We start from the raw sequence: 13,453 nt of genomic DNA on the forward strand, positions 1-13,453 counted from the left end.
ATCAACAATATGAACCGCATACGCGCCATCCGTATAGCGCACCTCCTGATTCACCTCCGCAGTCAACTTGTACTGCTGACCCGCCCCAAAAACGTCAAGCGTGGTCGTCAACTCCACGGTCCACGCCGCACGCGCCACAGTCACCGGAGCGGACTCGACATCTTGGACCACGGCCACATACTCGCGAGGCCCACCGGTGAGGAACGACACTGTCGCGACACACGTCGTGCCAGATGCGCAGCTCTTCACCACCGACCCATCGGCGGTGTCCAGCAATTCGATCGTCGCGCCGATTTGCTCGACTGGAACGGACGATGTGGCCGTCAGAGTCGCGGATCCGCCGGCCTGGAACTCGGGGCTCGATGCTTCGAGCCCAACGAGGAGCGGATCCACAACCAGGGGGTTCTCGGGAGGCGGCGTCTCCTCGGCGAATGCGACGAGCCCGGTACCCGGCACTGGCGGCAGGACAGCCAAGACGATCGCAAGTAGCAGTGCAACGACAACAGAGATGCGGAGCCGAACGGCTCGACCGATCGTGGTCACTTTCCCCCCTACAGACTCGCGAAGCGGACCGTCGCGACGTCAGCGCCAGGCTAGCGGAGGAGGCGCTCGCGCGCTACAGGAAACAACGCAAGCTCTCGCCGCACCCGTTGCACCCCACCTAACGCTTCGCCCGCGGCAGCACCGCCCAAGCCAACCGGTTCCAGTTGCCGAGCGCCGCCGCCTTGCTACCGCTCACCACAAACTCGTGCCGATGCACCGCCCCGCTCGACGGCTCGTAGACCAGGAACCCATCTCCGTCCACGCCCACCAACAGCACCACATGCCGCGGCACCACCGCATCCAGCCCCCGTGCGGAGTCGCCCGACACGTACAACGGCACAGGGATACCGTCCGCCAAGGCCGCCCGCGCGTGCGTAGCCAGCGCGGCCACCTCGTCGGCGCGTGAATCGTCCACCAGCGCACCACGAAAGCGCAGCCCCGCAAAGCGCGTCTCGTTGTTGACGCGCCACGGTGGCGTCCCGTACGCCCGCGGCCACGGTGCGAGCCCCAGGCCCCGGCGCGTCACCTCGTCGTGGATGCCGAGTTGCAGCGCGTCCCACCGCTCCGCGACCGTGTGGAGTGCCTGAGTGCGCACCTCGGCGTGCAGCACCTCCGGCGGCATGTATGCGCCACTTCTGCGCCCCGTCGCGACCCACAACGCCACCAAAGGGTCGCCCATCATCAGCATCATGGCCATAGAGGCCGCGCCACACGTGGTGGGACTGACCTGAGTGGCCGTCGCGCCGCCCCACGTCACCGGCCCGGGGTCGCGGCGCGTCAGCGGATCGCGCACCAGCGCCTTAGAGTGGCGGTCGAGGGAGGACCAAGCGGCCGCGAGCATCGCGACGGCGTCAAGGGGCGCGCCACTGGCGATAGCCCGCTCCACGACGGGCGCATCGTTGCCCAGTTCCGACAGGGCCGCCTCAAGCGCCTTGCGGTCGGCAGGGGACGCGGCCTCAAGCCGCCTGGCACACACCCTGGCAAAGACGTCGGGGTGGTCAGGAGCCGCCGCCACCAGGGCGTCGGCGCGGCGCGTGGCCACCTGCGAGACGAACGCTCGGCGCCCGCCCACCGCGCGTCCAGTGCGCGCCGCGAGAGCCACCAGCGTCCACGGCACTTACGTGGCCGTCCCGATCCGATCCAGCACAATAGGCCCGCGGCCCTCACCGGACTTCTCGATGAGCACGGTGCCCTCGCCGTCGCACGCGTCCGCCAGCGCGGCCTTGGCGCGGTCAAAGCGCTCAGGGGTCTCCGTGTTGAGGGTCATGATGACGTCGCCCTTGCGGACGGTCTCACCCAGGGTCTTGTGGAGGAACACCCCGGCCGACGCTTGGACTGGGTCTTCCTTGCGGGCTCGCCCAGCGCCAAGTCGCCACGCGGCCACTCCCACCCCAAGCGCGTCCATGCGGGTGATGACGCCGTCGGACTCCGCCAGCACCTCTTCGGTGTGGGGGGCGTCCGGCATCGTCGCGTCTGGGTCTCCGCCTTGAGCGGAGATCATGCGGCGCCAGGTATCCATGGCGCGGCCGTCCTCGAGCGCCTCGGCGGGGTCGACATCGGTGATGCCAGCGCCGGCAAGCATTTCGCGCGCCAGCATGATGGTGAGCTCGACCACGTCCGCGGGACCGCCTCCGGCGAGCACCTCCACCGATTCCGTGACCTCCAGGCCATTGCCGATGCCCCGGCCAAGTGGCGTGGACATATCGGTGAGCAGGGCCGAGGTGGTGACGCCAGCGTCGGTGCCGAGGTCGACCATCGTGGCGGCCAGCTCTCGCGCCATGTCGAGGTCCTTCATGAACGCGCCTGAGCCCACCTTCACGTCGAGCACCAGCACGCCGGTGCCCTCTGCGATCTTCTTGGACATGATGGAACTGGCGATCAGCGGGATGGCCTCGACCGTTCCCGTGACGTCGCGCAACGCGTACAACTTCTTGTCGGCGGGCGCCAGGCCCGAACCCGCCGCGCAGATGACCGCGCCGACGGAGCGCAGCTGCTCGTGCATCTCCTCATTGCTGAGCGACGCGCGCCAACCAGGGATCGACTCCAGCTTGTCCAAAGTGCCGCCGGTGTGGCCCAGTCCGCGACCGGACAACTGCGGCACGGCCACGCCGCACGCCGCCACCAAAGGGGCGAGCGGCAGCGTGATCTTGTCGCCGACGCCACCAGTGGAGTGCTTGTCCGCCGTCGGCATGGGAAGGTCGGAGAAGTCAAGGCGCTCGCCGCTGGCGATCATCGCCTTGGTCCACTGTGCGATCTCGGTGCGGTCCATGCCGCGCTGCAGAATCGCCATGGCGAGCGAACTCATCTGCTCGTCCGCCACCGCGCCGCGCGTGTATGCGTCCACCACCCAGTCGATCTGGTCGGCGGTCAGGGTGCCGCCGTCCCGCTTGGTGACGATCACGTCGACGGCGTCAAAGGCCTCTGTCACTGGGTGTCCTCCAGGTGCGAACGGTTGTCCAAATGCTCAGGGCCAAACGCCCACGGCAGGATGTCCGTCATGGTCAGGGTTCCGTCTGGGCCGTCGATCAACAGCGCCTCGCCGCCAAATTCGTACAACAACTGCCTGCACCGACCGCACGGCTGCAGCGGAGTGCCGTCTGCGCCCACACAGGCGAAGGCAACCAGCCGCTTGCCGAGCGCGTCCGTGTGAAGCTTGGACACAAGTGCGCACTCGGCGCACAGAGTCAGGCCGTAGGACGCGTTTTCCACGTTGGCGCCCGTGACGATGTTGCCAGTATCGGTGAGCGCCGCGGCGCCCACCGGGTACTTGGAGTAGGGAACGTAGGCCCGCTCGCTCGCGGCTCTCGCCGCGGCGCGCAGTGCGTCCCAATCAATATCAGTCATCAGCTACTTCTTGTAGGGGATGTTCTCGGCAGCTGGCGGGCGAGACTTACCCACCAGCCCCGCGACGGCAAAGATGGTCGCCAGGTACGGCAGCATCGCCAGGAACTCGCTGGGAATCGACGAGCCGATCACGCCCAACTGGATGCGCAAGGAATCGGCAAATCCGAAGAGCAACGCTGCAAGCAAAGCACCCTTCGGGTTCCACCGGCCCAAGATCATGGCTGCCAGGGCGATATAGCCCTTGCCAGACGTCATCTCTTTGGAGAATGACAATCCGGATGCAACCGTGAAGAACGCCCCGCCCAGTCCAGCGATCGCTCCACCAAGGATGGTGTTGCGCACGCGAGTGCGATTGACCTTGATACCCACCGTGTCAGCCGCCTTGGGGTGCTCTCCAACGGCGCGCACGCGCAGGCCCCACCGCGACTTGAACAGCATGACCTGGAACACGATCACGATGACGTACATGAGGTACACGAGCGCGTTTTGATCGAAGAACACCGGGCCAAGAATCGGAATCTCCGACAGCAGCGGGATGGGCAGGCTCTGCATCGCCACGCCACCCTGGGCGCCGATCTGCGCCCCGGCCTGGTTGAACTCAGGGTTGTCGCTCAACACAGTGGAGAACAGGAAGCTCGTGATGCCGATGACCAGCACGTTGAGCACGACGCCCACCACAATCTGGTCCACCCAATACCGCACGGCGAAGAGGGCCAGCAGCGCGCCAACGAGGGCGCCGGCTATGGGGGCTGCCGCCATGCCGATGTACGCGTTGTCGGTGACCGACGCCACCACTACGGCGAGGAACGCGCCGCCAAGCAACTGCCCCTCGATCGCGATGTTGACCACACCCGATCGCTCGCACAAGGTGCCAGCCATCGCGCCGAAGACGAGCGGCACCGCCAAGAACACGCCGGAGACCAGCATGCCGGTGAGCGCCACGTTGGTGTTCTCGCGCCCCGCGCCAGACCACGTGAGGAGCGCCCCCATGAAGGCCAAGCCGAATGCGATGGGCAGCCATACGCCCACCGGCTCGCGCCGCAGCTGAGCCCACACTTGATATCCGGCAAGCGCAAACAGAATGACGGAGAGCGTGAGCGTCACGGGCTGCGACGACACCGAGAAGGCGGGGACCTGCAGGGCGTCGCCTGTTTGCGAGACCGTGAATGACGTCGAGACCCCACTCTCGGTTCCCAGGCCGAAGGCGATCAGGCTGACGAGAGCGATGACCGCGTAGCCGATCACGGCCTTCCACTGACTGAGGAGCGACCTCAGAGAGGTGGCAGGACCGGTGTGCACGGACGCGCTGACGGTGGTCATGCGGTCACCTCCTTCACGAGGCGCGGGTCAGGCAAGCGGAACAGGAACCTCACCAACGGAGGTGCGGCGATGAAGAGCACGATCACGGACTGGATGACCAGCACGATGTCGATGGGCAGACCTGCCTGCACTTGCAGCGTCGGGCCGGAGGCTCGCAAGCCACCAAAGAGGATCCCCGCGGCGACGATGCCAAGGGGCCGAGATCGCCCGAGCAGCGCCACCGTGATGGCGTCGAAACCAATCGAGCCAGCGATGCCCGTGGTGAGCGCCTTCTCGGTACCGAGCACCTGGGTGCCGCCAGCCAAGCCGGCCAACGTACCGGCGATCACCATCACGAGCACGTACGTCACCTTGACGTTCATTCCCGCGATGGTCGCGGCCGACGGGTTGGCGCCCACGGCGCGGAAGGTGAAGCCCCACGTCGAGCGCTCCATGAGCCACCACACGCCCCATGCCGCCAGCAAGGCGGCCACAAAACCCCAGTGCAGGCCAAAGGAATCGCCCAACAGGCTCGGCCATTCGGCCGTCTCGTCGATCCGTGGTGACTTGGGGTTGTCGGAGCCGGGTGCTTGCCAGGACTCGAGGCTCAGCAGCCATGCGAGCAGGTAGAGGCCCACATAGTTGAGCATGATGGTGACGATCACCTCGTGAGCGCCAGTGGTGGCCTTGAGCAGGCCGGGTATGAATCCCCACAGTGCGCCTCCGAGAATGGCCCCAATGACGGCCAGCGCCAAGTGGACTCCAAACGGCAAGTGGAACGCGAATCCCACAAAGCCGGCCATGATCGCGCCAAGGATGACCTGACCCTGCGCACCGATGTTGAACAGGCCCGCACGGAAGCCGACGCCCAATCCGAGGCCAGCGAAGATCAGCGGCGCCGAGAACGTCAGCGAATTCGTGAGCGGCTTGATGGACCCGGAGAACGAGTCCGCATGCAGGTTGTAGATCGATCCCTGGAACATGGCGACATACGCGTCAGTGATGGCCCCCCAGGCCGCCGACAACGTGTCCATGGGCCGGGAGAAGAAGTAGCTCGATGCGTCCTGAACCGACTCGTCGGCGAACACCACCAGCACCGCTCCGACCACCAATGCGGCCAGGACGGCAAGGAAGACGACGAGTCCATTGGACTCGACAACGGATCGCAACAGCGACCTGGGGTCGCCGTCGAAGCCCTGCTCCTCTGGGGCCTCCGTCTTGTTTTCGGCGGCGCTCATGCTGCTTCCTCCTGGTGTGCCCCAGCCATCATCAGGCCAAGCGTCTTGCGGTCGGTGTCCGGCGGCACGACGCCCACGATCTTGCCGTGGTACATCACGGCGATCCGGTCGGCGAGCGCGACCACCTCGTCGAGCTCTGACGACACGATGAGGACGGCGACGCCCTTGTCGCGCTCGGCCACGATTTGCTGGTGCATGAACTCGATCGAACCCACGTCCAGACCGCGAGTGGGCTGCGACGCGATGAGCAGTTTGAGTTCTCGCGACAACTCCCGTGCGAGCACCACCTTCTGCTGGTTTCCGCCCGACAGCGAGCCAGCGGACGCCTTCGAGGACGTGGTGCGCACATCAAACTGGGCGATCCTGTCCTTGGCGTTGGACTCGATGGCGTCCACGTCGATGTTGCCGCGCGTGGAGAACCTGGGATCGTCGATCAGGTCGAGCACCAGATTGTTCTCGATGGTGAACGAGGCGACCAAGCCGTCCGTGGTGCGGTCTTCAGGCACAAAGCCGATGCCAGCGTTCAGCGCCTGCTTGATGGAGCGCCCCAGCAAACGGACGCCATCGAGAGTGACCGAACCTTCTGTCGCCTTCACGGCGCCAATGATCGCCTCAACCAGTTCGGTCTGGCCGTTGCCCTGAACTCCGGCGACGGCAAGGATCTCGCCCGCGCGCACCTCAAGGGACACGTCGTCAAGGGTGGTGTAACCCAACTCGTTCACGGCGCTGAGCCCGGTCACCTCGAGGACGACGTCGCCTGGCTTCGCGGGGGCCTTGTCTACCGCGTCGGTGACGTCGCGGCCCACCATCATGGTGGCCAGTTCCGATTGACTTGCGGTCGGTTCGGCGGTGCCAACGACCTTGCCAAGCCTGATCACCGTGATGGTGTCGGCTACAGCCTTCACCTCACGCAACTTGTGGGTGATGAGCACCACCGAGGTGCCAGCGTCCCGCAACTGGCGGACGATGTCGAGCAACTCATCCGTTTCTTGCGGAGTCAGCACGGCAGTGGGCTCATCGAGAATCAGCACATTCGCGTCGCGTGAGAGGGCCTTGATGATCTCGACGCGCTGTTGCGCGCCCACCGAGAGGTCCTCGACCAGGGCGTCGGGGTCCACGTTGAACCCGAACCGTTCCGAGATCTCGAGCACCCGACTCCTGGCGGCCTCGATGTCGAGCAGGCGGTTGGACCCGAGTTGCTCATGCCCCAACATCACGTTCTCGGCGACGGTGAAGGGGTGCACCAGCATGAAGTGCTGGTGCACCATGCCGATGCCGGCCCGCATGGCGTCGCCAGGGCCCGCGAAGTGCACCACCTCGTCGTCCACCAGGACCTCGCCGCCATCGGCGTCGTAGAGGCCGAAAAGTACATTCATCAGCGTCGACTTACCAGCACCGTTTTCGCCCAGCAGGGCGTGCACGGTGCCTGGCTCGACCGAGAGGTCGATTCGGTCGTTCGCCACGAAGTCACCGAACTTCTTGGTGATCCCTCGCAACTCGAGTTTCACGTCGAGACCCTTCTGTCATGGCGTGTGAGCGGCCTCATTGCCGCTGACATGCACAGTGAAGCACGAGGGGCGTGCCACGGGGTAACCGCGGCACGCCCCTGGTGCTACTTAGTGCTGTGCTAGCTGAGTCTTAGCCAGCGGTGTTGGGCGTGATCTCGCCCGCGATGATGCCGTCGGTGAGCTCCTGCAACTTCGCCTCGATGTCAGCCGAGATCGCGCCATCGGCGAACGGGGCAACGCCCACTCCGCCGTTCTCGAGCGTGCCCGAGTAAGGCTCGTAGGAGATTCCGGCGTCGGAAACGCCCTCACTGATCGTGTCGTACACGGCGTTGCCGATGTTCTTCAGGATCGAGGTGAAGATGATGTCCGAGTACTCGGGGAAGGTGACGGTCCAGTCGGCGTCCACTCCCACGATCCAGGTGCCGCCAGCTGCCTGTGCTGCGGCGGCTGCGCCGCCACCCACGGGACCGGCCACGGGCAGGATGATGTCCGCGCCCTGGTCGATGAAGCCCTGGGCAGTGGTCTGACCCTTGGACAGGTCGCTGAAGTCACCGGTGAAGGCACCGTCGGCGCCATCCCAGCCAAGAACGTTCACGGAGCTGCCGGTCTCTTCGTTGTACGCGTTAGCGCCAGCGAGGTAACCATCCATGAAGATGCTGACGGACGGGAAGTTCATGCCACCGAAGGTAGCGATGGTGCCCGACTCGGAAGCCGACGCAGCGGCGTAGCCAGCCAGGTAGGCAGCCTCGTCCGTCTGGAACGTCAGCGGCTTGATGTTCGGAGCGTCAGTGGTGCCGTCGAAGTCGTTGTCAGCCCAGTCGTCGACGATCGCGAACGACACGTCGGGGTTGGCAAGTGCCGCCTCAACGGTGGCGCTCGACAGGGCGAAACCGACCGTGATGATCAGGTCGCACTCTGCCGCAACCATGGCCTCAATGTTCGGCATGTACTGGTCGACGCCCTCCGACTCTGCGGTAGCCACGTCGATGCCGAGGTCAGAGGCAGCCTGCTGCAGGCCCTCGAAGCCGGACTGGTTGAAGGAGCCGTCGTCAAAGCCTCCCTCGTCGGAGACCATGCAGGCCTTGTAGTCGATCGTCTCTACCGGTGTCGTCTCAGTCGCTGAAGTAGTGGGGTCAGCCTCTTCTTCTGGGGCGCTGGAGCACGCGGCGAGCGCGAGCGCCGACACTGCGGCAATCGCGCTGAAGCGCAAGGTGTTCTTCATGAGTTATTTCCTCAATTCTGCGGCCTGTTCCACGCCAGGCCTGTGCGTTATTCCCATGCTACGCGGGAAATGTCACGCGCTTGCGTGGGAACGTTGCCATTCGGCAACGAAACGGTCACAACCGCTGGTTATCGACCAGTTTTGACGCGTTCTTGACCTGCTGAGCAGCGGCTCTTGTGGTGACCAAGAGGGCGTCGCCCGAATCCACGACCACCGCGCCAGGGATGCCGATGACCACCACTGGCCTGTTTCCACCCACAACGACCGCCCCCGGCGCATCCTGCACGGCGGTGACGCCCCCTCGATCCACCACAATCACGCCATCGGCGCGAGGCGTGAGAAGCCCGGCAAGCGAGTCGAAGTCGCCCACATCGTTCCAGTCGAGGTCGGAAGGTACCACCGCAACCCCGCCTTGTGCGGCAACGGGCTCAGCGATGGCGTGGTCGATCGCAATCTTGGTGAGCGTCGGCCACCACTCGGCCAAAGCGTCGTCGCGCCCTGGACCATCCCACGCGGCAGCCAACTCGCGCACTCCCGTGGCAATGCCCGGCTGGAGGCTCTCGAGGTGACCCAGCAGCACGTCGGTGCGCATCACGAACATGCCCGCATTCCAAAAGTAGCGACCCGTCGCGATGAAGCGTTCCGCGGTGGCGGCATCCGGCTTCTCCGTGAACGCCGCCACCTCGCGAGCCGTGTCCCCCAACGCACCCCCAGCCTCGATGTAGCCAAATGCCTCGGACGGCCCGGTCGGCTCGATGCCGATCGTCACCACCTTGCCGGTGCGCGCCACCGCGACTGCCTCGCGTACTGCCGCCTCAAATGCGGCGGGCTTGCGAATCACCTGATCGGCGGCGAAGGACCCCATCACGATGGGGCCGTGGCGGCGCTCCAGAATCGCGGCTGCGAGCGCGATGGCCGCCATCGAGTCGCGGGGGCTCGGCTCCGCCACCACGTCCGCCTCCGTGAGCGACGGCAACTGCCCGGCAACGGCGTCGGCGTGGCGCGCCCCCGTCACCACCATGGTGATGTCGGCGAGCGGCTGCACCCGATCGAGGGTCGCCTGAAGCAGCGTCCGCCCCTCTCCCAAGAGGTCGAGAAGGAACTTGGGACGGTCGGCGCGCGACAGCGGCCACAGGCGCGACCCGACACCCCCGGCGGGTATCACAGCGGCGAAACCGGGGATCGCGGTCGCGTCTGGAGGAGTAGCACTCATGAGGGAAGTCTAGGATGGGAGGCATTCGCTTCGAAGTCCCAACGAAGGAGAACCCCGTGTCGTCGACGCCGACGCTCTATCGCGGCCATGAGGGCATGTGGATGTGGATCGTCCACCGTGCCACCGGCGTAGCCATCTTCTTCTTCCTGCTGGTGCACGTGTTGGACACCGCCCTGGTGCGCGTCTCACCAGAGGCCTACAACGAGATCATCGGCAGCTACAAGACGCCGCTCTACGGTCTGGTGGAAGCAGGCTTGGTCGGCGCCATCATCCTGCACGCCTTCAACGGCTTGCGCATCATTGCGGTGGACCGTTGGACGTGGGCGCTGCGCCACCAGAAGTTCCTGGTGTGGGTGGTGTGGGGCATCTTCGCGGTGCTCATGGCCGGGTTCCTGCCCCGTCACCTCGGCAACGTGTTTGGAGGCGAGTGATGGCCGCCCCCCAACTCAGTCACCCGCTGCCTTCCACGCGCAAGCGACTGACGCCCGCTCGCCGGTGGTGGTGGATCTTCCAGCGCGCGTCAGGCGTGCTGCTGGTCGTCCTGATCTTCACCCACCTGGTGGTGAACCTGGTGCTGGGCGATGGCGTCAGCCAGATCGACTTCGCCTTCGTGGCTGGCAAGTGGGCCGCGTGGTACTGGCAGTGGATCGACTTCACGATGCTGCTGCTGGCCATGCTCCATGGCGCCAACGGGATGTCGTACCTCATCAGCGACTACGCCCGCTCCAAGCGCAGCCGCGTCATCCTCAACGCCCTGCTCGGGACGGCCACCGCCGTCATCATCGTGCTCGGCACGCTCGTGATCTTTACGTTCGACCCATGTCCCCAAGACGCAGACCCCGGTCTGCTCCCCAGCTTCTGTACCGAGGTAGGTAGATGACCAACCACGAATACGACGTCGTCATTGTTGGCGCCGGCGGCGCTGGAATGCGCGCGGCGCTCGAAAGCTCCCACCGAGCGCGCACCGCCGTGCTCACCAAGCTCTACCCGACTCGCTCGCACACCGGCGCCGCGCAGGGCGGCATGGCCGCGGCACTGTCGAACGTGGAGGACGACAACGCCGAGTGGCACGTCTTCGACACGATCAAGGGCGGCGACTACCTGGTTGACCAAGACGCCGCAGAGATTCTGTGCAACGAGGCCGTGGACGCGGTGCTCGACCTCGAGAAGATGGGCCTGCCGTTCAACCGCACGGAGGACGGCCACATCGATCAGCGCCGCTTCGGCGGCCACACCCGCAACCACGGCGAGGCCGCCGTGCGCCGCGCCTGCTACTCGGCCGACCGCACCGGTCACATGATCCTGCAGACGCTCTACCAGCAGTGCGTCAAGCAAGAGGTGGAATTCTTCAACGAGTTCTACGTGCTCGACTTGTTGCTCACTGGCGACCCTCAAGGTGCCGCACCTGGCGCGGAGGTGGCCGTGGCAGGCGTGGTGGCGTACGAGCTCGCCACAGGCGAGATCCATACGTTCCGCGCCAAGGCGGTGATCTTCGCCACCGGCGGCGCAGGCAAGGTGTTCAAGACCACCTCCAACGCACACACCCTCACGGGCGATGGCATGGGGATCGCGCTGCGCGCTGGCCTGCCGCTCGAGGACATGGAGTTCTTCCAGTTCCACCCGACGGGCCTCGCCGGCCTGGGCATCCTGCTCTCTGAGGCCGCGCGCGGCGAAGGTGGCATGCTGCGCAACTCGACGGGCGAACGCTTCATGGAGCGTTACGCACCCACCATCAAGGACCTCGCGCCGCGCGACATGGTGGCGCGGGCCATGGCCAACGAGGTGCGCGAGGGCCGCGGCTGCGGGCCCCACAAGGACTACGTGTTGCTCGACCTGACCCACCTCGAGCCTGCACACATCGACGCCAAGCTGCCTGACATCACCGAGTTTGCGCGCACCTACCTTGGCGTCGAGCCGTACACCGAGCCCGTTCCCGTGTTCCCCACGGCTCACTACGCCATGGGCGGCATCCCCACGAACGTCACCGGGCAGGTGCTGCGCAACAACACCGACGTGGTGGCAGGCCTCTACGCGGCAGGCGAGTGCGCCTGCGTCTCCGTTCACGGCGCGAACCGCCTGGGCACCAACTCGCTGCTGGACATCAACGTGTTCGGCCGCCGCGCGGGGATCGCCGCCGCCGAATATGCCGTGGCCACGGCGTCGGCGCCCGCCTTGCCGGAGGCCGCCGCTACTGGAGTCGCCGGAATGGTCGAGAAGCTGCGATCCTCCGTGTCCGGCGGCGGTACCGAGACCGTCGCTGGCTTGCGTCGTGAGCTGCAAGAGACGATGGACCGTAACGTCCAGGTGTTCCGCACCTCGGAATCCCTGACGGAGGCGGCCGCGCTCATCGCCGACGTCAAGGCGAGGTACCAGAACGTCGCCATTCACGACCGCGGCCAGAAGTACAACACAGACCTTCTCGAGGCCGTCGAACTGAGCTTCCTGATCGAGTTGGCCGAGGTGGTCGTGGCAGGCGCACTCGCTCGCGAGGAGAGCCGCGGCGGCCACTACCGGGAGGACTTCCCCACCAGGGACGATGCCAACTACCTGAAGCACACCATGGCCTACGCCTCTGACGAGGGGGTGCGCTTGGACTACAAACCCGTGGTCATCACCAAGTACCAGCCCATGGAACGGAAGTACTGAGATGACCTCCGTGGAAGAAGCGACCGCAGAGGTGGGCGACATCCCCGTCATGCAAGTGACGCTGCGCATCAAGCGCATGAACCCAGAGGGAGTGGGCGACCACGCCCCTGGAGAGGACTACTGGGAAGAGTTCCACATCGAGGCTCACGCCACCGATGGAGTGCTCGATGCCCTCCACAAGATCAAGTGGGAGCAAGACGGCACGCTCGCGTTCAGGCGTTCTTGCGCGCACGGCGTGTGCGGCTCCGACGCCATGCGCATCAACGCGCGCAACCGTCTGGCCTGCAAGACCCTGCTGAAGGACCTCAACCCTGCCAAGCCCATCCTGGTGGAGCCCATTGCTGGGCTGCCGGTGGAGAAGGACCTGATCGTGGACATGGAGCCGTTCTTCGCCTCCTACCGCGAGATCATGCCGTTCCTGATGACCAGCGGCCCCACGCCGGAGCGCGAGCGGCTGCAGTCCCCAGAAGAGCGAGCGAGGTTCGACGACACCACCAAGTGCATCATGTGCGCCGCGTGCACCACCGCCTGCCCCGTGTTCTGGACAGACGGTCAGTACTTTGGCCCGCAAGCCATTGTGGGTGCGCACCGGTTCATCTTCGACTCTCGTGACGAGGGCCAGTGGGACCGCCTCGAGATTCTCAACGACAGGGCGGGCGTGTGGAAGTGCCGCACCGCCTTCAACTGCACGGAGGCGTGCCCCCGCGGCATTGAGGTCACCAAGGCAATCTCAGAGGTCAAGAGGGCGCTCACCACCGGCGAGATCTAGGTCAGGCGCCGGGAGGTCTCGCCGCATCTGCGGTGTGGGTTTCGCCGCGCCGACCACAAGTCACAGCCACAGACCAGCCAGTCGCGGAGTACGAGGCCATACGTGCGCGGACCCTCGTCAGGCTGTGACTTCGGTGCGGGGAGGCGGGCTGCGCCGCGGGGAGGCGGGCGG

The 13,453-nt window shown here is 65.8% G+C and carries 13 protein-coding genes; 4 read left to right on the forward strand and 9 right to left on the reverse strand.

Features of this window, described 5'->3' with window-relative positions:
* From QZZ33_RS01730 to QZZ33_RS01770, 9 genes are all read right to left on the reverse strand, one after another.
* A partial coding sequence (locus QZZ33_RS01730; RefSeq protein ID WP_291377749.1) for a hypothetical protein occupies positions 1 to 543 on the reverse strand: 543 nt, incomplete at its 3' end.
* Between the two features lie 118 nt (positions 544 to 661).
* Positions 662 to 1,660 carry a hypothetical protein gene (locus tag QZZ33_RS01735; protein ID WP_291377750.1) on the reverse strand — a complete coding sequence of 333 codons (999 nt, stop codon included), beginning with the start codon at positions 1,658 to 1,660 and terminating at the stop codon, positions 662 to 664.
* Positions 1,661 to 2,971, reverse strand: a complete 1,311-nt coding sequence (locus QZZ33_RS01740) for a thymidine phosphorylase (RefSeq protein ID WP_291377751.1) — start codon at positions 2,969 to 2,971, stop codon at positions 1,661 to 1,663.
* The gene (locus QZZ33_RS01745; RefSeq protein ID WP_291377752.1) at positions 2,968 to 3,387 is read right to left on the reverse strand and encodes a cytidine deaminase; all 420 of its coding nucleotides are present in this window, start codon (positions 3,385 to 3,387) and stop codon (positions 2,968 to 2,970) included. Before QZZ33_RS01745 ends, QZZ33_RS01740 begins: the two co-directional genes overlap by 4 nt.
* 3 nt (positions 3,388 to 3,390) lie before the next feature.
* The gene (locus QZZ33_RS01750) at positions 3,391 to 4,707 is read right to left on the reverse strand and encodes an ABC transporter permease (protein WP_291377753.1); all 1,317 of its coding nucleotides are present in this window, start codon (positions 4,705 to 4,707) and stop codon (positions 3,391 to 3,393) included.
* Positions 4,704 to 5,924: an ABC transporter permease gene (locus tag QZZ33_RS01755; protein WP_291377754.1), complete on the reverse strand. Its 1,221-nt coding sequence runs from the start codon at positions 5,922 to 5,924 to the stop codon at positions 4,704 to 4,706. The genes QZZ33_RS01750 and QZZ33_RS01755 overlap by 4 nt, the downstream gene beginning before the upstream one ends.
* Positions 5,921 to 7,432 (reverse strand): ABC transporter ATP-binding protein, encoded by a 1,512-nt coding sequence (locus QZZ33_RS01760; protein WP_291377755.1) that lies wholly within the window; start codon positions 7,430 to 7,432, stop codon positions 5,921 to 5,923. The genes QZZ33_RS01755 and QZZ33_RS01760 overlap by 4 nt, the downstream gene beginning before the upstream one ends.
* Before the next feature lie 130 nt (positions 7,433 to 7,562).
* A complete protein-coding gene (locus QZZ33_RS01765; RefSeq protein ID WP_291377756.1) occupies positions 7,563 to 8,654 on the reverse strand; it encodes a BMP family ABC transporter substrate-binding protein in 1,092 nt (363 codons plus the stop codon).
* 115 nt (positions 8,655 to 8,769) lie between these two features.
* Positions 8,770 to 9,867, reverse strand: coding sequence for a mannose-1-phosphate guanylyltransferase (locus QZZ33_RS01770; protein WP_291377757.1), 1,098 nt, complete (start codon positions 9,865 to 9,867; stop codon positions 8,770 to 8,772).
* A gap of 14 nt (positions 9,868 to 9,881) precedes the next feature.
* Here QZZ33_RS01770 and sdhC point away from each other — a divergent pair, with 14 nt between their 5' ends.
* The 4 genes from sdhC to QZZ33_RS01790 are packed head-to-tail and all read left to right on the forward strand — an operon-like array spanning position 9,882 to position 13,282.
* Entirely contained in the window at positions 9,882 to 10,298 is a 417-nt protein-coding gene (gene sdhC / locus QZZ33_RS01775; protein ID WP_291377758.1) for a succinate dehydrogenase, cytochrome b556 subunit, read from the forward strand.
* Positions 10,298 to 10,747, forward strand: a complete 450-nt coding sequence (locus tag QZZ33_RS01780; RefSeq protein ID WP_291377759.1) for a succinate dehydrogenase hydrophobic membrane anchor subunit — start codon at positions 10,298 to 10,300, stop codon at positions 10,745 to 10,747. Before sdhC ends, QZZ33_RS01780 begins: the two co-directional genes overlap by 1 nt.
* On the forward strand, positions 10,744 to 12,513 hold the full coding sequence (sdhA, locus tag QZZ33_RS01785) for a succinate dehydrogenase flavoprotein subunit (RefSeq protein ID WP_291377760.1): 1,770 nt from the start codon (positions 10,744 to 10,746) through the stop codon (positions 12,511 to 12,513). Before QZZ33_RS01780 ends, sdhA begins: the two co-directional genes overlap by 4 nt.
* A gap of 1 nt (position 12,514) precedes the next feature.
* Positions 12,515 to 13,282, forward strand: coding sequence for a succinate dehydrogenase iron-sulfur subunit (locus tag QZZ33_RS01790; RefSeq protein WP_291377761.1), 768 nt, complete (start codon positions 12,515 to 12,517; stop codon positions 13,280 to 13,282).
* Positions 13,283 to 13,453: the final 171 nt, after the last annotated feature.

Source organism: Demequina sp., from assembly GCF_016278775.1.
Classification (GTDB): domain Bacteria; phylum Actinomycetota; class Actinomycetes; order Actinomycetales; family Demequinaceae; genus Demequina.